This is a genomic window from Pseudomonas sp. TWI929 (assembly GCF_039673335.1).
GTDB lineage: Bacteria > Pseudomonadota > Gammaproteobacteria > Pseudomonadales > Pseudomonadaceae > Aquipseudomonas.
Genome location: NZ_JBDJLK010000010.1, coordinates 66,563 through 92,306 on the forward strand (window position 1 = coordinate 66,563; position 25,744 = coordinate 92,306).

26 protein-coding genes are annotated in these 25,744 nt (G+C 62.9%); 9 read left to right on the plus strand and 17 right to left on the minus strand.

What is annotated here, in order from left to right; all coding sequences use genetic code 11:
- Positions 1-18: 18 nt before the first annotated feature.
- The 4 genes from ABE456_RS07170 to ABE456_RS07185 all read left to right on the plus strand — a co-directional run bounded on the left by ABE456_RS07170 (position 19) and on the right by ABE456_RS07185 (position 4,487).
- Positions 19-792 carry a methyltransferase domain-containing protein gene (locus ABE456_RS07170; protein WP_346643302.1) on the plus strand — a complete coding sequence of 258 codons (774 nt, stop codon included), beginning with the start codon at positions 19-21 and terminating at the stop codon, positions 790-792.
- Between the two features lie 13 nt (positions 793-805).
- A complete protein-coding gene (gene rnhA / locus ABE456_RS07175; protein WP_346643303.1) occupies positions 806-1,252 on the plus strand; it encodes a ribonuclease HI in 447 nt (148 codons plus the stop codon).
- A gap of 51 nt (positions 1,253-1,303) precedes the next feature.
- Positions 1,304-2,062, plus strand: a complete 759-nt coding sequence (gene dnaQ / locus ABE456_RS07180) for a DNA polymerase III subunit epsilon (RefSeq protein ID WP_346643304.1) — start codon at positions 1,304-1,306, stop codon at positions 2,060-2,062.
- 175 nt (positions 2,063-2,237) lie between these two features.
- Entirely contained in the window at positions 2,238-4,487 is a 2,250-nt protein-coding gene (locus ABE456_RS07185) for an Orn/Lys/Arg decarboxylase N-terminal domain-containing protein (protein ID WP_346643305.1), read from the plus strand.
- Here ABE456_RS07185 and ABE456_RS07190 read toward each other — a convergent pair.
- A complete protein-coding gene (locus tag ABE456_RS07190) occupies positions 4,471-4,689 on the minus strand; it encodes a hypothetical protein (protein ID WP_346643306.1) in 219 nt (72 codons plus the stop codon). The genes ABE456_RS07185 and ABE456_RS07190 overlap by 17 nt on opposite strands.
- A gap of 157 nt (positions 4,690-4,846) precedes the next feature.
- Here ABE456_RS07190 and chrR point away from each other — a divergent pair, with 157 nt between their 5' ends.
- The gene (gene chrR / locus ABE456_RS07195; protein ID WP_346643307.1) at positions 4,847-5,407 is read left to right on the plus strand and encodes a class I chromate reductase ChrR; all 561 of its coding nucleotides are present in this window, start codon (positions 4,847-4,849) and stop codon (positions 5,405-5,407) included.
- A 54-nt stretch (positions 5,408-5,461) separates the two neighbouring features.
- Here chrR and ABE456_RS07200 read toward each other — a convergent pair whose 3' ends face one another.
- Complete coding sequence (locus tag ABE456_RS07200) at positions 5,462-7,534, minus strand: TonB-dependent receptor (RefSeq protein WP_346643308.1); 2,073 nt, start codon at positions 7,532-7,534, stop codon at positions 5,462-5,464.
- A 227-nt stretch (positions 7,535-7,761) separates the two neighbouring features.
- Here ABE456_RS07200 and ABE456_RS07205 point away from each other — a divergent pair, with 227 nt between their 5' ends.
- Genes ABE456_RS07205 through ABE456_RS07215 form a run of 3 tightly spaced genes read left to right on the plus strand, consistent with a single transcriptional unit; the run spans position 7,762 to position 8,724 of the window.
- Positions 7,762-8,010, plus strand: a complete 249-nt coding sequence (locus tag ABE456_RS07205; RefSeq protein ID WP_346643309.1) for a helix-turn-helix transcriptional regulator — start codon at positions 7,762-7,764, stop codon at positions 8,008-8,010.
- Positions 8,011-8,021: 11 nt separating this feature from the next.
- The gene (locus ABE456_RS07210) at positions 8,022-8,369 is read left to right on the plus strand and encodes a head completion/stabilization protein (RefSeq protein ID WP_346643310.1); all 348 of its coding nucleotides are present in this window, start codon (positions 8,022-8,024) and stop codon (positions 8,367-8,369) included.
- Entirely contained in the window at positions 8,362-8,724 is a 363-nt protein-coding gene (locus ABE456_RS07215) for a hypothetical protein (protein ID WP_201199671.1), read from the plus strand. Before ABE456_RS07210 ends, ABE456_RS07215 begins: the two co-directional genes overlap by 8 nt.
- On the opposite strand, the gene ABE456_RS07220 is transcribed toward ABE456_RS07215, so the two are convergent.
- Positions 8,721-9,089 carry a helix-turn-helix domain-containing protein gene (locus ABE456_RS07220; protein ID WP_346643311.1) on the minus strand — a complete coding sequence of 123 codons (369 nt, stop codon included), beginning with the start codon at positions 9,087-9,089 and terminating at the stop codon, positions 8,721-8,723. The genes ABE456_RS07215 and ABE456_RS07220 overlap by 4 nt on opposite strands.
- Positions 9,090-9,289: 200 nt before the next feature.
- On the opposite strand from ABE456_RS07220, the gene ABE456_RS07225 reads away from it, so the two are divergent.
- Positions 9,290-9,553, plus strand: coding sequence for an ogr/Delta-like zinc finger family protein (locus ABE456_RS07225; RefSeq protein ID WP_110744713.1), 264 nt, complete (start codon positions 9,290-9,292; stop codon positions 9,551-9,553).
- Between the two features lie 63 nt (positions 9,554-9,616).
- Here ABE456_RS07225 and nuoN read toward each other — a convergent pair whose 3' ends face one another.
- The 14 genes from nuoN to ABE456_RS07295 all read right to left on the minus strand — a co-directional run bounded on the left by nuoN (position 9,617) and on the right by ABE456_RS07295 (position 25,625).
- The gene (gene nuoN, locus ABE456_RS07230; protein WP_025339926.1) at positions 9,617-11,086 is read right to left on the minus strand and encodes an NADH-quinone oxidoreductase subunit NuoN; all 1,470 of its coding nucleotides are present in this window, start codon (positions 11,084-11,086) and stop codon (positions 9,617-9,619) included.
- 7 nt (positions 11,087-11,093) lie between these two features.
- Complete coding sequence (gene nuoM, locus ABE456_RS07235; RefSeq protein WP_346643312.1) at positions 11,094-12,626, minus strand: NADH-quinone oxidoreductase subunit M; 1,533 nt, start codon at positions 12,624-12,626, stop codon at positions 11,094-11,096.
- A 49-nt stretch (positions 12,627-12,675) separates the two neighbouring features.
- Positions 12,676-14,529, minus strand: a complete 1,854-nt coding sequence (gene nuoL, locus ABE456_RS07240) for an NADH-quinone oxidoreductase subunit L (RefSeq protein ID WP_346643313.1) — start codon at positions 14,527-14,529, stop codon at positions 12,676-12,678.
- Complete coding sequence (nuoK, locus tag ABE456_RS07245; protein WP_003251446.1) at positions 14,526-14,834, minus strand: NADH-quinone oxidoreductase subunit NuoK; 309 nt, start codon at positions 14,832-14,834, stop codon at positions 14,526-14,528. The genes nuoL and nuoK overlap by 4 nt, the downstream gene beginning before the upstream one ends.
- A 3-nt stretch (positions 14,835-14,837) precedes the next feature.
- Positions 14,838-15,338 carry an NADH-quinone oxidoreductase subunit J gene (gene nuoJ / locus ABE456_RS07250; RefSeq protein WP_346643314.1) on the minus strand — a complete coding sequence of 167 codons (501 nt, stop codon included), beginning with the start codon at positions 15,336-15,338 and terminating at the stop codon, positions 14,838-14,840.
- A 10-nt stretch (positions 15,339-15,348) separates the two neighbouring features.
- Positions 15,349-15,897 carry an NADH-quinone oxidoreductase subunit NuoI gene (gene nuoI, locus ABE456_RS07255; protein ID WP_003251442.1) on the minus strand — a complete coding sequence of 183 codons (549 nt, stop codon included), beginning with the start codon at positions 15,895-15,897 and terminating at the stop codon, positions 15,349-15,351.
- An 11-nt stretch (positions 15,898-15,908) separates the two neighbouring features.
- Positions 15,909-16,916 (minus strand): NADH-quinone oxidoreductase subunit NuoH, encoded by a 1,008-nt coding sequence (gene nuoH, locus ABE456_RS07260; protein WP_016488222.1) that lies wholly within the window; start codon positions 16,914-16,916, stop codon positions 15,909-15,911.
- Positions 16,913-19,627, minus strand: coding sequence for an NADH-quinone oxidoreductase subunit NuoG (nuoG, locus tag ABE456_RS07265; protein WP_346643315.1), 2,715 nt, complete (start codon positions 19,625-19,627; stop codon positions 16,913-16,915). Before nuoG ends, nuoH begins: the two co-directional genes overlap by 4 nt.
- A 132-nt stretch (positions 19,628-19,759) precedes the next feature.
- Complete coding sequence (gene nuoF, locus ABE456_RS07270; RefSeq protein ID WP_346643316.1) at positions 19,760-21,121, minus strand: NADH-quinone oxidoreductase subunit NuoF; 1,362 nt, start codon at positions 21,119-21,121, stop codon at positions 19,760-19,762.
- Positions 21,118-21,615 (minus strand): NADH-quinone oxidoreductase subunit NuoE, encoded by a 498-nt coding sequence (gene nuoE, locus ABE456_RS07275; protein WP_003251433.1) that lies wholly within the window; start codon positions 21,613-21,615, stop codon positions 21,118-21,120. The genes nuoF and nuoE overlap by 4 nt, the downstream gene beginning before the upstream one ends.
- 2 nt (positions 21,616-21,617) lie before the next feature.
- A complete protein-coding gene (nuoC, locus tag ABE456_RS07280) occupies positions 21,618-23,399 on the minus strand; it encodes an NADH-quinone oxidoreductase subunit C/D (RefSeq protein WP_346643317.1) in 1,782 nt (593 codons plus the stop codon).
- 79 nt (positions 23,400-23,478) lie between these two features.
- A complete protein-coding gene (locus ABE456_RS07285) occupies positions 23,479-24,156 on the minus strand; it encodes an NADH-quinone oxidoreductase subunit B (protein WP_003251429.1) in 678 nt (225 codons plus the stop codon).
- Positions 24,157-24,165: 9 nt separating this feature from the next.
- The gene (locus ABE456_RS07290) at positions 24,166-24,579 is read right to left on the minus strand and encodes an NADH-quinone oxidoreductase subunit A (protein WP_003251427.1); all 414 of its coding nucleotides are present in this window, start codon (positions 24,577-24,579) and stop codon (positions 24,166-24,168) included.
- A gap of 383 nt (positions 24,580-24,962) precedes the next feature.
- Complete coding sequence (locus ABE456_RS07295; protein WP_346643318.1) at positions 24,963-25,625, minus strand: lysoplasmalogenase; 663 nt, start codon at positions 25,623-25,625, stop codon at positions 24,963-24,965.
- Positions 25,626-25,744 lie beyond the last annotated feature (119 nt).

Genomic DNA, 25,744 nt, shown 5'->3' on the forward strand with positions numbered 1-25,744 from the left:
CCTTCGAGGGAGAGCGCAATGACCGACCAAGCCTTTGCCCAGGCCGACCCGGATTGGGTCAAGCTGATCAGCCTGGCCCGTGAGTGGTTCAACGGCCCACTCGGCCAACTGATGCTCAAGGAAGAGGAAAAACTGCTGGAAGAAGAGCTTGGGCGCTTCTTCGGTGGTTACCTCGTGCACTACGGGCCCTGCGCCGAGCCGCCGCCCAGCGCCCCCCAGGTGCAGCGCAATGTGCGCCTGGGTGCGCCGCTACCTGGGGTGGAAATTGTCTGCGAGGAGCAGGCCTGGCCGCTGAGCGAGCACGCCGCCGACGTGGTGGTGCTGCAGCATGGCCTGGACTTCTGCCTGTCACCGCATGGCCTGTTGCGCGAAGCGGCCAGCGCCGTGCGCCCGGGTGGGCACCTGCTGATCGTCGGGATCAACCCGTGGAGCAGCTGGGGCATGCGCCATTTCTTCAGCCACGGCGCTTTGCGCAAGGCCCGCTGCATCTCGCCGTCGCGGGTGGGCGACTGGCTCAACCTGCTGGGCTTCGCGCTGGAGAAACGCCGCTTCGGGTGCTATCGTCCGCCGCTTGCCTCACCGGCCTGGCAGCAACGCCTGGAGGGCTGGGAGCGGCTGGCCGGTGGCTGGCAGGGCTCCGGTGGCGGGGTATACCTGCTGGTGGCGCGCAAGATGGTGGTGGGCCTGCGGCCGTTGCGCCAGGAGCGCCGCGAACCGATGGGCAAGCTGCTGCCGTTGCCACTGGCCAAGGTCAACCGCACGGCCGCCAACCCCGATACTGAAAAGCACTGAACATGAGTGGTACATGAGCGAAAGCGTCGAGATGTTTACCGATGGTGCCTGCAAGGGCAACCCTGGCCCTGGTGGCTGGGGTGTCCTTATGATCTACAAGGGCGTCGAGAAGGAACTGTGGGGCGGCGAACGCGAAACCACCAATAACCGCATGGAGCTGATGGCCGCGATCCAGGGGCTGATGGCACTGAAGCGTGAATGCGAGGTGGTGCTGACCACCGACTCGCAGTACGTGATGAAGGGCATCAACGAATGGATGGTCAACTGGAAGAAGCGCGGCTGGAAGACGGCGGCCAAGGAGCCGGTGAAGAACGCCGACTTGTGGCAGCAGCTGGATGAGCAGGTCAACCGCCACAAGGTGACCTGGAAGTGGGTGCGCGGCCATATCGGCCACCCAGGCAACGAGCGCGCCGACCAGTTGGCCAACCGTGGGGTCGATGAGCTGCGCGCCCAGCGTTGAGCTGGGGTACAATCGCGGCCTTTGTAACTGATGCAAGTTGGAGCGCCCCGCGTGGAGCAGCAGCAAGATAAACGGTTCGTCATTCTCGATACCGAAACCACGGGTATGCCGGTTGGCGAAGGCCACCGGATCATCGAGATCGGCTGTGTCGAAGTGATCGGCCGGCGCTTGACCGGGCGGCACTTCCACGTCTACCTGCAGCCGGACCGCGAGAGTGACGAGGGCGCGATCAACGTCCACGGCATCACCGATGCCTTCCTGGTCGGCAAGCCGCGCTTTGGCGATGTCGCCGAGGAGTTCTTCGAGTTTATCCAGGGCGCCACGCTGGTCATCCACAACGCGGCGTTCGACGTTGGCTTCATCAACAACGAGTTCGCCTTGCTGGGCCAGCAGGACCGCGCGGACGCCTCTCAATACTGCACCATCCTCGATACCTTGCTGCTGGCGCGTTCGCGCCACCCGGGGCAGCGCAACAGCCTCGATGCGCTGTGCAAACGCTACGACATCGATAACTCGGGCCGTGAGCTGCACGGCGCACTGCTCGACTCGGAACTGCTGGCGGACGTTTACCTGGCGATGACCGGTGGCCAGACCAGCCTGTCGCTGGCTGGGCATGGCGCAGATGCCGAGGGTGACGGGCAGGGGGCTGGTGGTAGCGAGATCCGCCGGATTACCGGGCGTGCGCCGGGGCGGGTGATCATGGCCAGTGCCGAAGAGCTGGCGGCACATGCCGAGCGGTTGGCGGCGGTTGCCAAGTCGGCGGGCGGGCCGTCGATGTGGCAGGTTTTGACCGAGGCGCCTGCTGGCTGATTTGTAGCCTGTGCTGGCCTCGTCGCGGGTTAACCCGCGCCCCCAGGGATAGCGCCCCCCCGTAGGCGATTGGAAAACAATGGTGAGGGGGGGTACCCGCGAAGAGGCCAGTACAGGCAATACAAGGCTCAACTACCCTGAAATGGACGCCAAGTCCTTCGGAGGTAGTCTGCGGATGTACAAGGACCTCAAGTTCCCCATCCTAATCGTCCACCGCGCCATCAAGGCCGACAGTGTCGCCGGCGAACGGGTGCGGGGTATCGCCGACGAACTGACCCAGGACGGATTCACCGTTATCAAGGCCGCCGACCACGCAGAAGCGCGCCTGGTCGCCGCTACCCATCACGGCCTGGCCTGCATGCTGATCGCCGCCGAAGGCGTCGGTGAGAATACCCACCTGCTGCAGAACATGGCCGAGCTGATCCGCCTGGCTCGCCTGCGCGCACCCAACTTGCCGATTTTCGCCTTGGGCGAACAGGTGACCCTGGAAAACGCCCCCGCCGAAGCCATGAGCGAGCTCAACCAACTGCGCGGCATCCTTTACCTGTTCGAAGACACCGTGCCGTTTCTCGCCCGCCAGGTGGCGCGTGCCGCACACACCTACCTCGATGGCCTGCTGCCACCGTTCTTCAAGGCCTTGGTACAACACACCGCGCAGTCCAACTATTCCTGGCACACCCCGGGCCATGGCGGTGGTGTGGCCTACCGCAAAAGCCCGGTAGGTCAGGCCTTTCACCAGTTCTTTGGGGAAAATACCCTGCGCTCGGATCTGTCTGTTTCCGTGCCGGAACTGGGCTCGCTGCTCGACCATACCGGCCCGCTGGCCGAAGCCGAGGCCAGGGCGGCACGCAACTTCGGCGCCGACCACACCTTCTTCGTCATCAATGGCACCTCCACCGCCAACAAGATCGTCTGGCACGCCATGGTTGGCCGTGACGACCTGGTGCTGGTGGACCGCAACTGCCACAAGTCGGTGGTGCACGCGATCATCATGACCGGTGCCATTCCGCTGTACCTGTGCCCCGAGCGCAACGAGCTGGGCATCATCGGGCCGATCCCGCTCAGCGAGTTCAGCCCCGAGGCGATCCAGGCGAAGATCCAGGCCAACCCGCTTGCCCGAGATCGCGGGCAGCGCATCAAGCTGGCGGTGGTGACCAACTCAACCTATGACGGCCTGTGCTACCACGCCGGGTTGATCAAGCAGACCCTGGGCGCCAGTGTCGAGGTGCTGCACTTCGACGAGGCCTGGTTCGCCTATGCGGCGTTCCATGACTTCTTCACCGGGCGTTACGCCATGGGTACGGCGTGTGCGGCGGATAGCCCGCTGGTGTTCAGCACCCATTCCACTCACAAACTGTTGGCGGCGTTCAGCCAGGCTTCGATGATTCATGTACAGGACGGGGCCAGGCGCCAACTGGACCGCGACCGTTTCAACGAAGCGTTCATGATGCACATCTCGACTTCGCCGCAGTACAGCATCCTTGCCTCGCTGGACGTGGCCTCGACCATGATGGAGGGCCCGGCCGGGCGCTCGCTGCTGCAAGAGATGTTCGACGAGGCGCTGAGCTTTCGCCGGGCCCTGGCCAACCTGCGTGAACACATTGCTGTGGACGACTGGTGGTTCAGTATCTGGCAGCCGTCTACCGCCGAAGGCATCCACCGCCTGGCCGCGCAGGACTGGCTGCTGCAGCCGGGGGCGGAGTGGCATGGCTTTGGCGAGGTGGTGGAAGATTATGTGCTGCTCGACCCACTCAAGGTGACCCTGGTAATGCCCGGCCTGAGCGCGGGTGGTGCGTTGGGCGAGCATGGCATCCCCGCTGCGGTGGTCAGCAAGTTCCTTTGGGAGCGGGGGCTGGTGGTGGAGAAAACCGGCTTGTACAGCTTCCTGGTGTTGTTCTCCATGGGTATCACCAAGGGCAAGTGGAGCACTTTGCTCACCGAGTTGCTGGAGTTCAAGCGCCACTATGACGGTAATACCGCCCTGAGCAGCTGCCTGCCGAGTGTGGTAACTGCCGATGCCTCACGCTACCAGGGCATGGGCCTGCGCGACCTGTGTGACCAGTTGCATGGCTGCTACCGCACCAATGCCACGGCCAAGCAACTGAAGCGGCTGTTCACGCGTTTGCCTGAAGTGGCCGTGAGCCCGGCCCGGGCTTATGACCAGATGGTGCGTGGCGAGGTGGAGGCGGTACCGATCGAGGCGCTGCTGGGGCGGGTGGCGGCGGTGATGCTGGTGCCGTACCCGCCCGGCATTCCGTTGATCATGCCGGGGGAGCGGTTCACCGAGGCGACACGCTCGATACTCGACTACCTGGCGTTCGCCCGGGCGTTCAACCAGGGCTTCCCCGGTTTTGTCGCCGACGTGCACGGCCTGCAGAACGAAAGCGGCCGCTACACCGTGGACTGCATTACGGAATGCGCGTGATCTCGACGCCGCTGCGTGCCAGTTCGAAGCGGTTTTCACCCAGGTGGTTGACCTTGTCGCCGATGGCCAGGCGGTAGGTGGTGATGGGGGCACCCTGCGTGCTACCGTCGAGTTGCAGGGTGGACTCCTGGAACTCGTGCACGGGGTAGATGCGGCCTTCGGCGTCACGGGCGTGGAACTGGCCGACCATTACTGCTGCCATTTGGGTGGAAACCTCTGAATTACGTGGGAAATGTCTGAAGGCATAGACCGTGAAACAGCCTTGGAAGTTTTCGCTGCACGGAAAAAAAACCGAAGCGCCGAGGAACGGTCATCTATAACTACAACGTCCCTTTACCCAGCAAAGGTTGGAAATTGCCATGAGCCAGGTGTATTCGGTAGCGGTTGTCGTTGGTAGCTTGCGCAAGGAGTCCTACAACCGCAAGGTGGCCCGCGCACTCTCGGAGCTGGCGCCGTCCAGCCTTGCCTTGAAGATTGTCGAAATTGGCGATTTGCCGTTGTACAACGAGGATGTCGAGGCCGAAGCGCCGCCGGAAGCGTGGAAGCGTTTTCGCGAAGAGATCCGCCGCAGTGATGCGGTGCTGTTCGTTACCCCGGAATACAACCGCTCGGTGCCGGGCTGCTTGAAGAACGCCATCGATGTGGGCTCGCGGCCTTATGGGCAAAGCGCCTGGAGTGGCAAGCCGGCGGCGGTGGTGAGTGTGTCTCCGGGGGCCATTGGCGGCTTTGGCGCCAACCATGCCGTGCGCCAATCGCTGGTGTTCCTGGACATGCCGTGCATGCAGATGCCTGAGGCCTACATTGGCGGAGCGGCGAGCCTGTTCGAAGATTCGGGCAAGCTCAATGACAAGACCCGGCCGTTCTTGCAGGCGTTTGCCGACAAGTTTGCTTCGTGGGTGAAGTTGAACAGGGCGGTTTGAGGCCTGTTCATTTGGTGTCAGCCTTCATTGGGGCTGCGCAGCAGCCCCGGCTGTTTAGCGGAAGCTGTAGGAAACCCCGGCATACACGCCAAAGCCTTCACCCGGTGTCGAGCGGGCTTTGTCTTGGCCGGCATCGTTGTAGGCCGGCGTCACCGTTGCCGCATAACGCTTGTTGGTCAGGTTGCGCAGGTCCAGCCAGGTCTGCCAGTCCTGCTTCGGTGAGTCCCAGCCCAGGCGTGCGCCGAGCAGGGCATATTCATCGGCGTGGTAGCTGTTGGCATAGTCCACCTGCACCTTCGACGCCATCTGAGTATTGACCCCCGCGTAGAACCCGCTTGGCCAGTCGTAGCGCAGCTCGGCCTGGTAGTAGTGCATGGGGATGCCGGGCAGGCGATTGTCGCCAAACGTGTCATCGTCGCGGTAGTGGAAGTCGCTGAAGGTGTAGGCCTGGCGCAAGCTGAGCTTTCCAGTACCGGCACGTTCCCACAAGGTGCTGTCGAGGCCGGCTTCCACGCCCTGATGCACGGTGGCGCTGGCGTTGAATTCCGAGGTGAAGTTCGGCACCACTTCCACGGCCAGCAGTTCATGGTGCACCTGCGAGTAGTACCAGGCCAGGTCCCAGCGGCCGAGCGACGAGTCGCCACGCGCGCCCAGCTCCAGGGTGGTGGCAGTCTGGTTCTGCATTTCGATGGGCTGGATCTGCTTGCCGCCTGTGCTGGGCGCGCTCCAGATCAGCGACCACGGGTGTGGCGGCTCTACCGAGCGGCTAAGGTTGCCGTACACCTGCAGGTCTGGGCTGATGTCGTAGCGCAGCCCCAGGCGTGGCGCATAGTCCCAGTCATGCATGCTCACCTTGCCGCCTTCGGCGGGGTAGGTAACGTCACTTTCGCGGCGGGTATAGATCATCGCCAGGCCCGTGGTCAGCCACAGGTTGGGGGCCAGTTCCAGGTCATTGCCGGCATGCACAACGGTGTCCGAGCCCTGGTAGGTGAAGTCGCGGGTACGTGCACCGAACACGTCGCCATTGCGCGCAAACTGCGAAGCGCCACTGTTGGGCAGGTGCTTGGTAGTACGCCAGCCAACGGTGGTCTTGCTCTCGCGGCCGAACAGGGTGTCGCGGCGGAAGTAGTTCAGCGTGCCACTGACATCAGTGTACGCCACCTTCAGACGCATCGGGCCTTCGCGCAGGTCCATCGGGTAGTCGTGATAGACCAGGCCGGCCTCCAGGCGGGCATCGTCGTCGAGGTAGAAGGTGGTCTTGTTGCCGACCCAGGTGCTGCCTGGCTGTGGGCGGCTGTCGTCGCGGGCCAGGTAGGCCGGGTTGGCTGCGCGTGGGTGGTGCTTGATCTGGTCTTTGGTCAGGCGCCCGGCCAGCTCGTTCTCGGTTTCCCGGTAGCGCAGGTAGAAGCGGGTTTCCAGGTTTGGGTTGAAGCGGTAGCCAACGTTGGCGGCAATGCCTTTGGCGCTGCCGCTGCTGTGATCCTGGTAGCCGTCGTATTCCGAATCGGTCAGGGCCAGGTAGTAGTCGAGGTTGCCCAGTACCTGGCCCGAGCTGATGTGCCGGTGCTGGTAGCCGCGGCTGCCGACTTCGTAGCGCACCTGCAGGGGGGCGGCATCGTAGCCGGTATGGGTGACGTAATTGATTGCCCCACCCAGTGCCAGCGCGCCCTGATCGAAGCCATTCGCGCCACGCAGCACTTCGGCGCGGCTCAGCCACAGCGGCTCGAACAGCTCGTAGGGCGTACCGCCCGGGCCGGTCAGGGGCAGGCCGTCGAACATCGTGTATACCCCGGAGCCGTGTGCACCCGGCGCGCGGTTGATGCCCGAGCCACGGATCGACAGCTTGATGCCGTCGTTGCCCGCCGATTGCGCGAACACCCCGGGCTGGTAGGCCAGCACGTCCTGGTTGCTGGCCACCCGGCCTTGCCCCACGCGTTGCATGTCCACCAGGTTGCTGGCGCCTGGTACTTCGCGCAGACGTTCGCTGGCTGCCGTCAGCTCGTTCTGCTCCTCATCGGTGATCAGCACCTGGCCCAACTCGACCGAAGATGCTGCCAGGGCGGGCTGGGTGGCGCCAAAAGCAGCCAGCAGGCCAAGGCAGGATGACAGGGGCAAAACGCAACGCATTGTACGACTCCAGGCGAAAGGCGAAAGGCGAATGGACAACGGCGTTGAGACGAGCGAAATGCCGCTTGGAGCACGAAGAAAGTCGGCAAATTTAGTGCAGCCTTCGTCAGACGGTTTTGTACGAAACTTCTTTACAAGCCATGGCGATGGAGGCGAGCGGGCTGTGCTTCGTAAGGTGACTGCAGACCGGCAGCAATGCCTCGCTCAATCACCCGTGGAGTTGAAACATGACCGACAACGCTCGACACTCGCAGCAACCCCCGGCGGACGCCCCGGTTCGCCTGACGCCACGTGAACAGCAGGTGCTGTTGTGGTGTGCCTACGGCAAGAGTTCGTGGGAGATCGGCCAGATCCTGGCGTGCAAGGAATCGACCGTGAACTTCCACGTGTCCAACATTCTGCGCAAATTCGATGTGCCCACCCGGGTGGCTGCGGTAATCAAGGCCATTCGCTATGGCATGCTGGCCGAGCAGTGAGGGGGTGAAGCATGAGTAATGATCCTCGGCTGCCGCGCTTTGCCGATTGCCATGACCCATTCTGGCCGCGGGTGGACCTGGGCAGGCTGCGTGCACGCCTGAACTTGCAGCGGCCTGTCAGTGACGCTGCGCTGGAAGTGGCTGCCCGCTGCGCTGCAATCGACGCAGCACGGGAATTCGCCCGCTGGCGCGCGGTACTGCGTGAGAGGGGCTACAAACGGCTCGAGGATGTGGCCGGGCATGACCATGGGCGCGCCTTGCGGGTGTGCTACATCCGTTATGTCGAAGCGGCGGTCATGTATAGCCTGGGTTCGACCGCCTACCTGCCGGGGTCACGACGAGGGCTGAGCCATGCCTGAGCAATCTGTTTTCGACAACCTGGCACCGGCCGTGATGGAGTTGCTGGGTGTGGATGGCAATGTGCTGTTCGCCGCGTTGTTGGGGGCACTGCTGGTAAGTGCGGCGCGTGACCGGTTGATCACCAATACCGCCAGGCGTCTGACACTGAGCAAGAAATTGCTGCTGGTGTTCGTGACCGTGGGTGTGGGCCATTTGTTCGAGCCACTGGTTTCGTCATTGGTGCCTCTGCTGACCCGCGGTATGGCGGCATTTGTGGCTGCTGTTGTGGTGATCCCCATCAGCCTCAAGGTCATGGTCCTGGTGGATACGCTGGACCCGCGTGAACTCATCCAGCGCTGGCGCCGTCGAGGCTAGCCACCGAGCTCACTCAACTGCTGCTCCAATTGCTGGATACGCTGTTTGTCCTTGATGAACAGCAGGATGGCCTGACGATCACTGGGCGATAGCGTACGCAGCCGCTCAAGCATGTCGCCCTCCCAGCTTGTTTCAACCTGGCTTGTGGCGTTGTGCTCGGCCTGGCCCAGCAATAGCCAGTCCAGCGAGCACGCATGCTGACGGGCGATATCTATGCAAAGTGAGTAAGGGATGCTGTCGCGCACCTTCCAGCTGCTCAGCGTTTGTGGGCTTACCGACAGCGCACGGGACAGCTCGGCATCGGACTGGGCGCCGGTCAGCAGCTTAAGGCGCGTGAGCACCGCAGCAAGTACGTGAGTACTCATAACAAATATCCATGACTGGTTTAATGATAATCCATGGGCTTAAACTACTCGTTATGAATACAGCCCTGCGTTTTACGGAGCATTTTTGCAATGAGAAACATCAAGCTGAAGAATAGTCCCACCTTTGCAGTTAATACTGACACAGCCAGGCGAGCATTCTCACAGAAGTTGAAGCTGAACAGTGCTTGCAGGTACTTGCCGTGAGTACTTACAAGCTGGTTTGCCCGCACTGCCACAGCCGGATGCGCATACGCACCAGCGAAGGGCGTCATATTTTCCTGCGCATCGCTTATTTGCAATGCACCACCGAGGCGTGTGGCTGGTCGGTGCGTGCCGAGTTCGAAATGACCCATGAACTCTCCCCCAGCGGCATGCCCAACCCGGAAGTCTACCTGCCTTCGGCCAATGGTGATTTGCGCAAGGCAGCGCTGCCGGGTGCAGGGCAGGGTAGCCCTGGTGAATGAGCCAGCAATTGGCGCAAAAAAAAACACCCCGCATAGGCGGGGTGTTTTGTTTTGCCGAGGCGATCAACCGATAAGTTGCAGGCCCGCTTGCTGAACCATTTCCAGCAACGGTTGCGGGTACACGCCGAGCACGAAGGCGAGAATGGCGATGGCCAGCAGCATGACGCCGCCGGTGCGCTGTTCCCACTTCAGCGGGGCGTCGTGGCGACGCAGGTTCGGCTCGACCAGGTACAGGGTGACCATGACGCGCAGGTAGTAGTACACGCCGATGGCGCTACCGATCACCAGCGCACCAACCAGCCACCACAGGTGCGATTCGACACCGGTTGCGATGATGTAGAACTTGCCGATGAAGCCGGCGGTCAGCGGGATGCCCGCCAGCGACAGCATCATTACGGTCAGTACCGCGGTCAGGTACGGACGGCGCCAGAACAGGCCGCGGTACTCGTACAGTGCATCGGCGTCACGGCCGCCGTAAGGCGAGGACATCAGGGTGATGACACCGAAGGCACCGAGGCTGGTGATCACGTAGGTGACCAGGTACACACCCATGGCTTCCAGGGCCAGGCCCTTGCTGGCGACCAGGGCGATGACCAGGTAGCCGAAGTGAGCGATGGACGAGTAACCCAGCAGGCGCTTGAGGTTGCTCTGGGTCAGTGCCAGCAGGTTGCCGATCAGGATCGAGGCCACTGCGATCACGGCCAGTACGGTGCTCAGCACGCCGCTGCTGGCAGCAGGGGAGAGCATGAACAGGCGTACAACCACGGCGAACACTGCCACCTTGCTGGCGGTAGCCAGGAATGCGGCAACCGGTGCCGGGGCTCCTTCGTACACGTCTGGGGTCCACAGGTGGAACGGTACCAGCGACAGCTTGAAGGCCAGGCCAACCAGCATCATGCCCAGGCCCAGCTGGGCCACCAGGCTTGGCATGCTGGTCGCGGCCAGGGCCTTGCCGATCTGGTCGAAGCTCAGGCTGCCAGCGTCAGCGTACAGCAGGGCCATGCCGAACAGCAGGAAGGCCGAGCCTGCGGCCGACAGCACCATGTACTTGATGCCGGCTTCCAGCGAGCGCTTGTTGAAGAAGGCATATGCCACCAGGCCGTAAACCGGTACCGACAGCAGCTCCAGGCCGATGAACAGGCCGGCCAGGTGGTTGGCGCTGACCAGCACCAGGCCACCGAGGGCCGACATCAGCAGCAGCAGGTACAGTTCTTCACGGTTGCCCGGGAAGCCCTTGGAGCCTTCGCCGAGGTAGGCGTGGGCCAGGGTAACGCAGGCCAGTGTTGCCACCAGGATGATCGCCATGTACAGGCAGGCGAACTTGTCGATGGTGATCAGCGGGGTAACCGCCAGCGGCGCTACCTTCAGCGCCGGCAGGATCGACAACAGGGCCAGGTTCAGGCCCACGGTGGACAGCAGGAAGGTTTGCGAGTGGTTGCGCTTCCAGGCGATCGCCAGCATCACCACCACCGTGGTGATGGTGGTGATCAGCATCGGCGCCAATGCGATGAAGTGTTGAGTGGTGAATTCCATAGCGCTCTTACCGGGCCGAAGCGAGTTGAGTGAAAGCGGAACCGAGCCACTGCTGCACACCACTCATGGTGGCGGCAGAGGTGTCGAGGAACGGCTGCGGATACACGCCCAGCAGGATCAGCAGTACCGCCAGACCCAGCACCATGATCAGCTCGCGACCGTCCATGCCGGCCAGCACGGTGTCGGTCTTGGCCGGGCCGAAGTAGGCGCGGTGGATCATGATCAGCGAGTAGACCGAACCGAACACCAGGCCAGTGGTGGCGATGACGGTGATCCACGGCACATGAGCGAAGCTGCCGATCAGGATCAGGAACTCGCCGACGAAGTTGCCGGTACCTGGCAGGCCGAGCGAAGCGGCAGCAAAGAACAGGCTGATGGCCGGCAGGTAGGCGATGCGGTGCCACAGGCCACCCATCTGACGCATGTCACGGGTGTGCAGGCGCTCGTACAGCTGGCCGGCCAGGATGAACAGCGCGGCAGCCGACAGGCCGTGGGCCAGCATCTGGATTACCGCGCCTTGCAGGGCCTGCTGGCTGCCGGAATAGATACCGATCAGCACAAAGCCCATGTGCGAGACGCTGGAGAAGGCGACCAGGCGCTTGATGTCGGTTTGTGCGAAGGCCAGGAAGGCACCGTAGAAGATACCGATCAGGCCCAGGGTCATGGCAATTGGCGCGAACTCTGCCGAGGCGTTCGGGAACAGCGGCAAGGCGAAGCGCAGCAGGCCGTAGGCCGCGGTCTTCAGCAAGATACCGGCCAGGTCCACGGAGCCTGCGGTCGGTGCCTGGGCGTGAGCATCAGGCAGCCAGGAGTGGAACGGCACCACCGGCAGCTTCACCGCGAAGGCGATGAAGAAGCCCAGCATCAGCACGTACTCGACGCCAGCTGGCAGCTCGGCCTTGAGCAGGTCGCTGTAGTTGAAGGTGAGCACGCCAGTGGTGTTGTAGTTGACCAGCACCAGGCCCAGGATCGCCACCAGCATGATCAGGCCGCTGGCCTGGGTGAAGATGAAGAACTTGGTCGCCGCGTAGATCCGGGTCTTCTTGCCGTCTGACGAGCTGTGACCCCAGAGCGCGATGAGGAAGTACATCGGCACCAGCATCATTTCCCAGAAGAAGAAGAACAGGAACAGGTCCAGGGCCAGGAACACACCGACCACGCCGCCGAGGATCCACATCAGGTTGAGGTGGAAGAAGCCGACGTGGCGCTGGATCTCTTTCCAGGAGCACAGTACCGACAGCACACCGAGCAGGCCGGTGAGCAGGATCATCAGCAGCGACAGGCCGTCGAGGGCCAGGTGGATGCTGATGCCGAAGCGCTTGATCCACTCGACTTTGTATTCGAGTGCCCAGGCAGGTTCGGCGCCTGGAGCAGGCGCGAGGGTGTAGTCGCCGGTACCCCACAGCCACAGGCCGATGCCGAGCAGCAGGGACATGGTCAGCAGCGCAATCCAGCGCGGCAGGGTGGCGCCGAAGCGCTCACCCAGCCAGCACAGGAAGCCGCCGATGAAGGGGATCAGGATCAGCCAAGGCAAAATCATGACGGGTTCGTTTCCTTTTGCAGGGTCGCAAGGTTCGCAAAGTTCATGGTCATACCGCAGCCACTACCACAGCGCCGAGTACCAGCACTGCGCCAACGGCGATCGAAGCGGTGTACCAGCGCAGCTGACCGGTCTCGGTCTTGCTCATGGCGACGTGGCCGCCGCGAGCCAGGCGAGGGATAAGGCCGATGCTGCGGTCAACCGGATCCTTGCGCAGGATGTGGCTGATCAGCAGGTAAGGTTTGACGAACAGCTTGTCGTAGATCCAGTCGAAGCCCCAGGCGGCGAACCACCAGGCCGACAGCACGCGACCGATGCCGCTGTTGGCCACGGCGCTGACGAAGCGGCGCTTGCCCAGGAACAGCAGGGCCGACAGCAGGATACCGGCGATGGCAATGGCGCCCGAGGTGATTTCCAGCGCGTGCTTGGCTTCACCACCGGCGTGGCCGGCGCTTTCCGGCAACACACCTGCCAGTGGCGGGGTGATCCAGGCGCCGACGAAGGTCGACAGCACGATCAGCACGCCCAGCGGCAGCCAGTGGCTGATGCCGTGGCCAGCGTGGGCTTCGGTCTTGGCTTCGCCGTGGAAGGCGATGAAGATCAGGCGGAAGGTGTACAGCGAGGTCATGAACGCACCGACCAGGCCAGCGTACAGCAGGCCGGTATTACCGCTGGCGAAGGCTTCCCAGAGGATCTCGTCCTTGGAGTAGAAGCCAACGGTCACGATCGGCAGTGCGGCCAGGGCAGCGCCACCGACCACGAAGCTGGCGTAGGCCAGCGGCAGTTTCTTCCACAGGCCGCCCATCTTGAAGATGTCCTGCTCGTGGTGGCAGGCAACGATCACCGCACCGGAGGCAAGGAACAGCAGGGCCTTGAAGAAGGCGTGGGTCATCAGGTGGAAGATCGCCGCGTCCCAGGCGCCAACGCCCAGGGCCAGGAACATGTAGCCGATCTGGCTCATGGTCGAGTAGGCGAGGATGCGCTTGATGTCGGTTTGTACCAGTGCCGCGAAGCCGGCCAGTACCAGGGTCACGCCACCGACTACACCCACCAGGTGCAGGATGTCCGGCGCCAGCAGGAACAGGCCGTTGGTACGGGCGATCAGGTACACGCCCGCGGTCACCATGGTAGCGGCGTGGATCAGTGCCGAAACCGGGGTTGGGCCCGCCATCGCGTCGGCCAGCCAGGTCTGCAGTGGCAGCTGGGCCGATTTACCGACCGCACCACCCAGCAGCATCAGCGTTGCCAGCACCATCCAGGTGTCGCCAGCCTGGAACTTCTGCGGTGCCAGCACCAGCAGTTCCTGGACGTTCAGGGTACCCAGTTGGGCGAACAGGATGAACAGGCCGATGGCCATGAACACGTCGCCGATACGGGTGACGATGAACGCCTTGAGTGCCGCGTTACCGTTGTTGCGGTTGCTGTAGTAGAAACCGATCAACAGGTACGAGCACAGGCCCACGCCTTCCCAGCCGAAGTAGATGAACAGCAGGTTATCGCCCAGCACCAGGAACAGCATGCTGGCGATGAACAGGTTGGTGTACGAGAAGAAGCGCGAGTAGCCGGCTTCGCCACGCATGTACCAGGAGGCGAACAGGTGGATCAGGAAGCCGACACCGGTCACCACGCCGAGCATGGTGACGGACAGGCCGTCGACATACAGGGTGAAGTTCGGCGCAAAGCCGTCCACCGACATCCACTGCCACAGCAGCTGGCTGTACGCGCCGCCCTCAGGCGGGGCGACGTTGAACTGCCAGATGACGTAGGCGGCCACGGCGGCCGAGAGGCCAACCGAGCCGACGCCGATCAGGGCGGACAGGTTCTCCGAGAACCGCCCACGCGAGAACGACAGCAGCAGGAAGCCGACGAGGGGGAAGACGAAAGTCAGGAAGATAAGGTTCATCCGCGCATCTCACTGGCAGCATCGATGTCGAGAGTGTGGAAGCGGCGATACAGCTGCAGCAGGATGGCCAAGCCAATACTGGCCTCGGCGGCTGCCAGGCTGATCACCAGAATGAACATCACCTGGCCGTCGGGCTGGACCCAACGGGCACCGGCGACGACGAACGCCAGGGCAGAGGCGTTCATCATGACTTCCAGGCTCATGAGCACGAAGAGGATGTTGCGGCGGACCATCAGGCCAACCAGACCTAAGCAGAACAGGATGCCGGCGACTGCCAGACCATGCTCGAGAGGGATAGCACCCATGATTTACTCCTTCGCCTCGTTGCGGCCCAGGTGGAAGGCGGTGACGGCTGCAGCCAGCAGCAGCATCGACGCCAGTTCGACCACCAGCAGGTACGGGCCGAACAGGCTGATACCTACTGCTTTCGGGCCCACGGTGGTACCGCTGATGCCGGCGCCACTCGGGGTGACGAACAGCACGTACAGCAGTTCCAGCAGCAGCAGGGCGCCGAGGATCACCGGCCCGGCCCAGATACCGGGCTTGAGCCAGCCCCTCTCCTGGGCGACCGAAGCCGGCCCCAGGTTGAGCATCATCACCACGAACACGAACAGCACCATGATGGCGCCGGCGTAGGCGATCACTTCCAGGGCACCGGCGAACGGCGCACCCAGGGAGAAGAAGATCATGGCCACGGAAATCAGCGAAATGATCAGGTAAAGCAAGGCGTGCACGGGGTTGGTACCGGTCACCACCCGAAGGGTGGAGACCACGGCGATCCCGGATGCGAAGTAGAAAGCGAATTCCATCTTTCTGTCCTTATGGGAGCAAGCTCTTCACGTTGATCGGCTCGGCTTCGTTCTGTGCAGAGCCCTTCGGCTTGCCAGCGATTGCCATACCCGCAACACGGTAGAAGTTGTAGTCAGGGTTCTTGCCGGGGCCGGAGATCAGCAGATCTTCTTTCTCGTACACCAGGTCCTGACGCTTGAACTCGGCCATTTCGAAATCCGGAGTCAGCTGGATCGCGGTGGTCGGGCACGCTTCTTCACACAGGCCGCAGAAGATGCAGCGCGAGAAGTTGATGCGGAAGAACTCCGGGTACCAGCGGCCGTCCTCGGTCTCGGCCTTCTGCAGCGAGATGCAGCCAACCGGGCAGGCCACCGCGCAGAGGTTGCACGCTACGCAGCGCTCCTCGCCATCGGGGTCGCGGGTGAGGACGATGCGGCCGCGGTAGCGCGGCGGCAGGTACACGGGCTCTTCGGGGTACTGCAGGGTGTCGCGCTTGCGGAACCCGTGGGAGAACACCATTGCCAGGCTGCGCAGCTGAGTGCCGGTGCCTTTAACGATGTCGCCGATATACTTGAACATGGGTCAAATCCTCACTGGGCCGCGACGGCTGGCGTGTTGTAAAGCACGATCGCAGCGGTCACCAGCAAATTGATCAGGGTCAGCGGCAGGCAGAACTTCCAGCTGAAGTCCATCACCTGGTCATAGCGCGGGCGCGGGATCGAGGCGCGCAGCAGGATGAACAGCATGATGAAGAACGCGGTCTTCAGTGCGAACCACAGGAACGGCAGTTGCGGCAGGATGCCGAACGGGCCGTGCCAGCCGCCGAAGAACAGGGTTACCAGCAGCGCCGAGATGAGGATGATGCCGATGTACTCACCGACGAAGAACATGCCCCACTTCATGCCGGCATACTCGATGTGGTAGCCGTCAGCCAGTTCCTGTTCCGCTTCTGGCTGGTCGAACGGGTGACGGTGAGTCACGGCGACGCCAGCGATGAAGAAGGTGCAGAAGCCGAAGAACTGCGGAATGATGAACCACAGGTTCTGCGCCTGGTACTCAACGATGTCGCGCATGTTGAACGAGCCCACCTGCACCACCACGCCCATCAGCGCCAGGCCCAGGAACACTTCGTACGACACGGTCTGTGCCGAAGCACGCAAGCTGCCCAGCAGGGCGTACTTGTTGTTCGACGACCAGCCAGCGAACAGCACTGCATAAACCGACAGGCCGGCCATGGCGAAGAAGAACAGCAGGCCGATGTTCAGGTCGGCAACGCCCCAGCCCGGTGTGATCGGGATGATCGAGAAGCCGATCAGCAGGGCGCTCATGGCCACGACCGGCGCCAGGGTGAAGATCATCTTGTCGACGAAGGGCGGGTTCCAGTCTTCCTTGAAGAACATCTTCAGCATGTCGGCGGCGATCTGGAACATGCCGAACGGGCCGACACGGTTCGGACCGTAGCGGTCCTGCCACCAGCCCAGCAGGCGGCGCTCGACGAAGCTGAGCAGGGCGCCGCAGACCACCACGGCCAGCAGCACCACGATAGCCTTGACGACCTGGATGATCACATCGATCACTTCGGGGGTGAACCAGCTCATTGTGCTGCCTCCTGCAGACCTTCGACGGATGCACCGAAGATGGCAGGCGGAATGCCGGCCAGGCCTTTCGGCAGCGCGACCAGGCCAGCGCCCAGCTCTTCATTGATACGCAGCGGCAGGCGCAGGGCCACACCGGCGACGTTCAGGCTCAGCAGGGCACCGTCATTGACACCCAGGCGGTCGGCTTCGGACTTGGCCAAAGCCACGTAGGCAGCCGGGATGCGCTGTTGCACCGGGGCGGCGCGCGAGGAGCTTTCTTCGCTGCCGAACAGGTGGAAGAACGGTACGGCAGTCCAGGTGCCACGGGCCGGGTTGAAGGCACCCGGAATGGCGTTGAACCAGTTCAGGCGGTCGCCTTGCGATTCGATCAGGCGCACGCCTGGGTCACCGGCACGCAGGTGGCCACCGACCTCATCCTGAAACTTGTTCCAGGCTTGCGGCGAGTTCCAGCCCGGCGACCAGGCGAACGGCACCTGCTGGCGCGGTTCGGCCGAACCCGAGTAGCCTTCCATGGAGAAGGCGAACGCGGTGTCCTTGTCTTGCGGGGTACGCGGCTCGTGCACGCTGATGTTGGCGCGCATGGCGGTACGGCCGGAGTAGCGCAGCGGCTCACGGGCCAGCTTCATGCCCTTGATGCGGAATGCGGCGCTTGGTGCGGCGTTGACGATGCCGGCCAGTTGCGGGGCGGCTTCGGCACAGGCGCTGGTAACGTGGTCCAGCTGGGTCCAGTCGACAGGCTTGTTGAGCAGGGTGGCACGCAGGGCGTGCATCCAGCGCCAGCCTTCGTGGATCTGGATGCTGCTGTCCAGGTACTGCGGGTCGAACACTTGGAAGAAGCGCTGGGCACGGCCTTCCTGGCTGACCAGGGTGCCGTCGCCTTCGGCGAACGAGGCGGCCGGCAGCACCAGGTGGGCGCGGTCGACAGTCGGGGTTTTCGAGTGGTCGGCAACGATCACCACCTTGGCCGCAGCCAGTGCTGCGTCGACCTTGGCGGCCGGTACGCGGGCGTACAGGTCGTTTTCCAGCACCACGATGGCATCAGCCTTGCCGCTGATGACAGCGTCCAGCGCGGTATCGACGGACTCGCCACCGAGCATGGCCAGGCCGATGCTGTTGGCTTCAGGCACCACCAGGCTCAGCGAGCCGTTTTTCTCGCGCAGCTTCAGGGCCTTGGCGATGTTGGCGGCGGCTTCGATCAGTGCCGGGTCGGCCAGCGAGGTGCCGGCAACTACCAGTGGGCGCTTGGCGGCGACCAGGGCGTCGGCGATGCGCTGGGCCAGGGCCTTGGCTTCGGCGTCCAGGCCTTCGACGGCTGGGGCGCTTGGGTCGATGGCGTGGGCCACGGCGAAACCGATGCGGGCCAGGTCGGCCGGGGCGGCGTGTACGCACTCTTCGGCGACGTCGTCCAGCTTGGTTTCAGCCAGCGAGGCGATGAACAGCGGGTACAGCGCGTGCTGGCCGATGTTCTTCACCGCGGCGTCGAGCCATGGCTGCACTTTCATCGCTTCGGCCATGGCCTCGGCCTTGCCCTTGGTGGCCTGGCGCACGGCCAGGGCGACGCGGGCGGCGGTCTGGGTCAGGTCTTCACCGAGCACGAACACGGCGTCGTGGTCTTCGATGTCGCGCAGGGTTGGCACTGGCAGCGGGCTGTTGTTCAGCACGTTCAGGGCCAGGCGCACGCGGGCCAGTTCGCCAGCTTCCATGCCCGAGTAGAAGTACTCGGCACCGACCAGCTCACGCAGGCCGTAGTTGCTTTCGAGGCTGGCGCGTGGCGAGCCGATACCGACGATGGTACGGCCGCGCAGCAGGTCGGCGGCCTTGTCCAGGGCGGCGTCCAGGCCCAGCTTGGTGCCGTCGGCCAGGTGTGGCTGGCGTGGGCGGTCCTTGCGGTTGACGTAGCCATAGCCGAAGCGGCCGCGGTCGCACAGGAAGTACTGGTTGACCGAACCGTTGAAGCGGTTTTCGATGCGGCGCAGTTCGCCGTAGCGCTCACCCGGGCTGATGTTGCAGCCGCTGGAGCAGCCGTGGCAGATGCTCGGGGCGAATTGCATGTCCCACTTGCGGTTGTAGCGCTCGGAGTGGGTCTTGTCGGTGAACACGCCGGTCGGGCAGACCTCGGTCAGGTTGCCGGAAAATTCGCTTTCCAGCACGCCGTCTTCGACGCGGCCGAAGTACACGTTGTCGTGGGCGCCGTACACGCCCAGGTCGGTACCACCGGCGTAGTCCTTGTAGTAGCGCACGCAGCGGTAGCAGGCGATGCAGCGGTTCATCTCATGGGCGATGAACGGGCCGAGGTCCTGGTTCTGGTGGGTACGCTTGGTGAAACGGTAGCGGCGCTCGTTGTGGCCGGTCATTACCGTCATGTCCTGCAGGTGGCAGTGACCGCCTTCCTCACACACCGGGCAGTCGTGTGGGTGGTTGGTCATCAGCCATTCGACGACGCTGGCGCGGAACGCCTTGGACTCGTCATCGTCGATGGAGATCCAGGTGCCGTCGGAGGCAGGGGTCATGCAGGACATGACGATACGACCACGGGTGTCGTTCTCGTCGGTGTACTGCTTGACCGCGCACTGCCGGCAGGCACCAACGCTACCAAGCGCCGGGTGCCAGCAGAAATAAGGGATGTCGAGGCCGAGCGACAGACACGCCTGTAACAGGTTGTCTGCACCGTTGACTTCGAGCGCTTTGCCGTCTACGTGGATAGTGGCCATTGTTCAAAGTTCTTCGTTGGCCCGCGTGAGCGGGCGTGGCTAATGGAAATCGGTGAGCTTGCGACACGCCTCGATCGCTCGGGCCTGCCGGCAAGCTGGCGAGTGGCACGGACCACTCGCCTAATCATCTTGTTATGCGCCGACCACGATCGGCTTCGCCAGGTCCGGGCGCAAAGTGCCAGCGCTTTCAGGCGCAACACCAGCCTCGAACTCCGAGCGGAAGTATTTGATGGCACTGCCCAGTGGCTCGACGGCACCCGGTGCGTGAGCACAGAAGGTACGGCCTGGGCCGAGGAAGTTGACCAGCCCCAGCAGCGTCTCGATGTCTTCGGCGCGGCCCTGGCCTTTCTCCAGTGCGCGCAGCATCTTCACGCTCCACGGCAGGCCGTCACGGCATGGGGTGCACCAGCCGCACGACTCGCGGGCGAAGAACTCTTCCATGTTGCGCAGCAGCGAAACCATGTTGATGCTGTCGTCGACCGCCATGGCAAGGCCCGTACCCATACGGGTGCCGACCTTGGCGATGCCGCCAGCGTACATCTGCGCGTCGAGGTGCTCGGGCAGCAGGAAGCCGGTACCGGCGCCGCCTGGCTGCCAGCACTTGAGCTTGAAGCCGTCGCGCATGCCACCGGCGTAGTCTTCGAACAACTCGCGGGCGGTAACGCCGAACGGCAGTTCCCACAGGCCTGGGTTTTTAACCTTGCCGGAGAAGCCCATCAGCTTGGTGCCGTGGTCTTCGCTGCCTTCGCGGGCCAGCGACTTGTACCAGTCGTTGCCGTTGGCGACGATGGCCGGCACGTTGCACAGGGTTTCGACGTTGTTCACGCAAGTCGGCTTGCCCCACACGCCAACGGCAGCAGGGAAGGGCGGCTTGGAGCGCGGGTTGGCGCGGCGGCCTTCCAGCGAGTTGATCAGTGCTGTTTCTTCACCGCAGATGTAGCGGCCGGCACCGGTGTGCACGAACAGCTCGAAATCAAAGCCGCTGCCGAGGATGTTCTTGCCCAGCAGGCCGGCGGCCTTGGCTTCATCGATGGCGCGGTTGAGGTTTTTCGCTGCGGTGGTGTATTCGCCACGCAGGAAGATGTAGCCACGGTAGGCCTTCAGGGCGCGGGCGCTGATCAGCATGCCCTCGACCAGCAGATGGGGCTGTTGCTCCATCAGCATGCGGTCCTTCCAGGTGTTCGGCTCCATTTCGTCCGCGTTGCACAGCAGGTAGCGGATGTTCATGGATTCGTCTTTGGGCATCAGGCCCCACTTCACGCCAGTGGGGAAGCCTGCGCCACCCCGGCCCTTGAGGCCGGAGTCCTTGACCGCCTGCACGATATCGTCCTGCGACATCTGCGCCAGTGCCTTGCGGGCAGCGGCGTAGCCGTTCTTCGATTCGTACTCGGCCAGCCATACCGGCTCGCCGTCGTCACGCAGGCGCCAGGTCAGCGGGTGGGTTTCGGCCGTGCGCGCGATGCGGTTGGCCGGGCCGAAGGAAGTAATGGTCATACGTAACCCTCCAGCAGTTTGGAAACGCCAGCTGGCTGTACGTCGCCAAAGGTGTCGTCGTCGATCATCAGTGCCGGGGCCTTGTCGCAGTTGCCCAGGCAGCACACTGGCAGCAGGGTGAAGCGCCCGTCTGCAGTGGTTTGGCCCAGGCCGATGCCCAGCTCGCTCTGGATCTGGCTGACCACCGACTCATGGCCGCCGATGTAGCAGACCATGCTGTCGCACACGCGGATGATGTGGCGGCCGACCGGCTGACGGAAGATCTGGCTGTAGAAGGTGGCAACACCCTCGACGTCGCTGGCCGGGATGCCCAGCACTTCGCCGATGGCGTGGATGGCGCCGTCCGGCACCCAGCCACGTTCCTTCTGGACGATCTTCAGGGCTTCGATGGACGCCGCGCGCGGGTCCTCGTAGTGATGCATTTCGTGCTCGATGGCCGAGCGCTCGGTTTCGCTGAGGGCGAAACGGTCTGTCTGGATAAGCGTGCTGTTCATGCTTAGCGGTCCACGTCAGCCATAACGAAGTCGATACTGCCCAGGTACGCAATGAGGTCGGCGACCATGCTGCCTTTGATCACCGAAGGGATCTGCTGCAGGTGCGGGTAGCTCGGGGTACGGATCCGGGTGCGGTAGCTCATGGTGCCGCCATCGCTCGTCAGGTAGTAACTGTTGATGCCCTTGGTCGCCTCGATCATCTGGAACGACTCGTTGGCCGGCATGACCGGGCCCCACGAGACTTGCAGGAAGTGCGTGATCAGGGTCTCGATGTGCTGCAGGGTGCGCTCTTTCGGCGGCGGCGTAGTCAGCGGGTGATCCGCCTTGTACGGGCCTTCCGGCATGTTGCGCAGGCACTGGTCGATGATGCGGATACTCTGGCGCATCTCCTCGACACGGACCATGCAGCGATCGTAGGCATCGCCGTTGTGGGCCAGCGGTACTTCGAACTCGAAGTTCTCGTAGCCGGAGTAAGGGCGGGCTTTACGCAGGTCGAAGTCGCAACCGGTGGAGCGCAGGCCGGCACCGGTGGTACCCCAGGCCAGGGCTTCCTTGGTGTTGTATGCGGCAACGCCAATGGTACGGCCCTTGAGGATGCTGTTCTGCAGGGCAGCCTTGGTGTATTCGTCGAGGCGCTTTGGCAGCCATTCGACGAAGTCCTTGACCAGCTTGTCCCAGCCGCGTGGCAGGTCGTGGGCAACGCCACCGATGCGGTACCAGGCCGGGTGCAGGCGGAAACCGGTGATCGCTTCGATCACGGTGTAGGCGCGCTGGCGGTCGGTGAAGGTGAAGAACACCGGGGTCATGGCGCCGACGTCCTGGATGTAGGTACCCAGGAACAGCAGGTGGCTGGTGATACGGAAGAACTCGGCCAGCATGATGCGAATCACGTCGACCTTCTGCGGCACCTGGATGCCGGCCAGCTTCTCGACTGCGAGCACGTACGGCAGGTTGTTCATCACCCCGCCGAGGTAGTCGATACGGTCGGTGTAGGGGATGAAGCTGTGCCACGACTGGCGCTCGGCCATTTTCTCGGCGCCACGGTGGTGGTAGCCGATGTCCGGTACGCAGTCGACGATCTCTTCACCGTCCAGCTGCAGGACGATACGGAACGCACCGTGCGCCGAAGGGTGGTTGGGGCCGAGGTTGAGGAACATGTAGTCCTCGTTGGCGCCCTGACGCTTCATGCCCCAGGCTTCCGGGTTGAAGCGTGCCGATTCCTCTTCAAGCTGTTGCTTGGCCAGGGTCAGGCTGTAGGGGTCGAATTCGGTGGCGCGGGCAGGGTAGTCCTTGCGCAGCGGGTGGCCTTCCCAGGTGGGCGGCATCATGATGCGGCTGAGGTGCGGGTGGCCGGCGAAGTCGATGCCGAACATGTCCCAGACTTCGCGCTCGTACCAGTTGGCGTTAGGCCAGATACCGGTCACGGTCGGCAGGTTCAGGTCGCCTTCGCTGAGCGACACCTTGATCATCACGTCGCTGTTACGCTCCACCGACAGCAGGTGGTAGAACACGCTGAAGTCGGCAGCAGGCAGGCCGCGGCGCTGGGTGCGCAGGCGTTCGTCGACGCCGTGCAGGTCGTACAGCATGCTGTATGGCTTGGCCACGCCGCGCAGGAAGCTGAGCACCTCTTTGAGCTGGGCGCGCTTGACCCACAGCACGGGCATGCCGGTGCGGGTTTCCTGGGCGACGAATGCTTCGGCGCCAAAACGGTTGTGCAGTTCGACGACCACATCCTGGTCGTCAGCCTTGTAGGGCGGAATGAAAATAGCGTTGTCCGCTGTCATGGTCTCGGTCGCTTTGGGTCAACGTTAAGAATGAAGCCAGGCCGCCGGCTCCTTGGGGAGCGGGCGGCAGGTCGCTGGATCAGACTTCGTCGGGGCTGCGCAGGTTGGTTACGGCAATGCGCTGCTCACGACGCAGGTCTTTCTGGGCTGGCATCTCGGCACGGTAAATACCTTGATCACCAACAACCCAGGAAAGCGGGCGTCGTTCTTGGCCGATCGACTCCTGCAGCAGCATCAAGCCTTGCAGGAAAGCCTCAGGGCGTGGCGGGCAGCCAGGCACATAGACGTCCACGGGGAGGAACTTGTCGACCCCCTGAACGACCGAGTAGATGTCGTACATGCCGCCGGAGTTGGCGCACGAACCCATGGAGATGACCCACTTGGGTTCGAGCATCTGCTCGTACAGGCGCTGGATGATCGGCGCCATCTTCACGAAGCAGGTACCGGCAATGACCATGAAGTCGGCCTGACGCGGCGAGGCCCGGATGACTTCGGCGCCGAAGCGGGCGATGTCGTGGGGTGCCGTGAAGGCCGTGGTCATTTCCACGTAGCAGCAGGACAGGCCGAAGTTGTACGGCCAGAGGGAGTTCTTGCGACCCCAGTTGACCGCGCCACGCAGAACATCTTCAAGCTTGCCCATGAAGATGTTCTTGTGGACCTGGTCCTCTAGCAGTTGATCGGTAACGGTTTCCCGTTCACCGACCGGGTACTGCTCGTTGGGCGCATCCGGATCGATTCTGGTGAGATTGTATTGCATGCCAAAGCCTCATTGTTTCAGCTTCGCTTGCCGCTTGCGGCGACCTTCGGGAGCCCAATCAAGTGCCCCGACGCGCCATAGGTAGACAAGACCAGCCAACAGAATTGCTATGAAAACGAGTGCTTCGACGAATCCGGTCCAGCCGCTTTCGCGGACGGACACAGACCATGCAAAGAGAAAGAGGGCTTCGATATCGAAGATCACGAACAGCATCGCGACCAGATAGAATTTGGCGGACAGGCGCAGGCGGGCGCTGCCGACGGGCAGCATGCCGGATTCGAAGGGTTCGTTCTTGGCGCGGCCCCAGGCCTTGCTACCAAGCAGGCTGGACAGGCCCAGCATGAAGGCGCACAGGCCGACGACACCCAGGAGGAAGATGGCAAAGCCCCAGTTGTGGGCGATGAGTCCTGCCGAATCGGACATGCTAGAGATCCTTATACAGAGACCCAGCTCTGCAGTCTGAAATAAGTGTAGAGCGGCGACTTGGTGTCGCACATGCAGTGACCAAATGTCGCAGCTGAATCAATCGCGCTGATTTTATGGGTAAACCCGGTGCAAGTAAAATTTCTGTAGCAAATTTATTCGTAGGATTAAGTACAAAAGCCGTTTGTAACTGGCTGAAAGCCTTGAGATTCGGGCATTGCGTGCGCTTTTGTTAATTATGTTTCTTGCGACTGGTAACGAATTACAAGTTTCGTAATGATAATTAATATCATTTGAGCTGATGCCATGTAATTTGGCTGTTCTGCGCCTTGTAAAGTTCATCAGCCGATTCCCCCTACTTGCAAATGCGAAAGGCTCGTGTTCTAGCAGCTTCCAGCGCCGTTTGCACCGCTCTGGGTCAATACTTTATCGGTTGAGCGATGACCGACTGATGAAGCGATCGCCCATTGGCCGAGCCAGTAAGCGAGGATGATCAGGTACGGTGCGGCGGCAAACGGGCTGACGAAGCGGTCAATGCCGATCAGGCTGTCGGAGAATACGAACAGGCCGGCACCGAGCGCGGCCAGGCCACCACAGGCCAGGGCGCGCCAGAGCATGGCGCTGATGGCCAGGGCGTAGAACGCGACCGGGATCAGCAGCGGGCCGAGGCCGTGGCTGGCGAGTACGCTGAACAGGGTGATGCCAGTGAGGGCGCTGAACGCCAACGCGGGCAGGGCAGGGCGAAGGGTTTGGCCGCAGTAGGCGCGCAGGTAGGCCAGGTGAGCAAAGAGGAATGCGACCAGGCCGAACACGAACAGGTCGGCGGGGATGGCCAGCAGGATGTCGCCAAGTACCGAGAATGCCAGACCGAGCGAGATCCACTTGCGATAGGGCGATGCGGGGGCGCTGCGCAGCCAGGCGATCAGGGCCAGCACCGGGATGGGTTTGGCCAACAGGGCGAGCAGGGTGTTGCCGTTGGCCAGTGCATATATATAGAGGGCAGCGGCGGCCAGGGCGAGAATCATCAGGTGGCTTGGACGAGGCATGGGCGGTCCTTGCTGCTGGGCTGCCTCAAGCATAGACCTGATCCTGGGTTTTGCTGTGGCCTGTTCCGGCCCTTTCGCGGGCATGCCCGCTCCCACTGGATCGCCACAGGCGTCAAGGC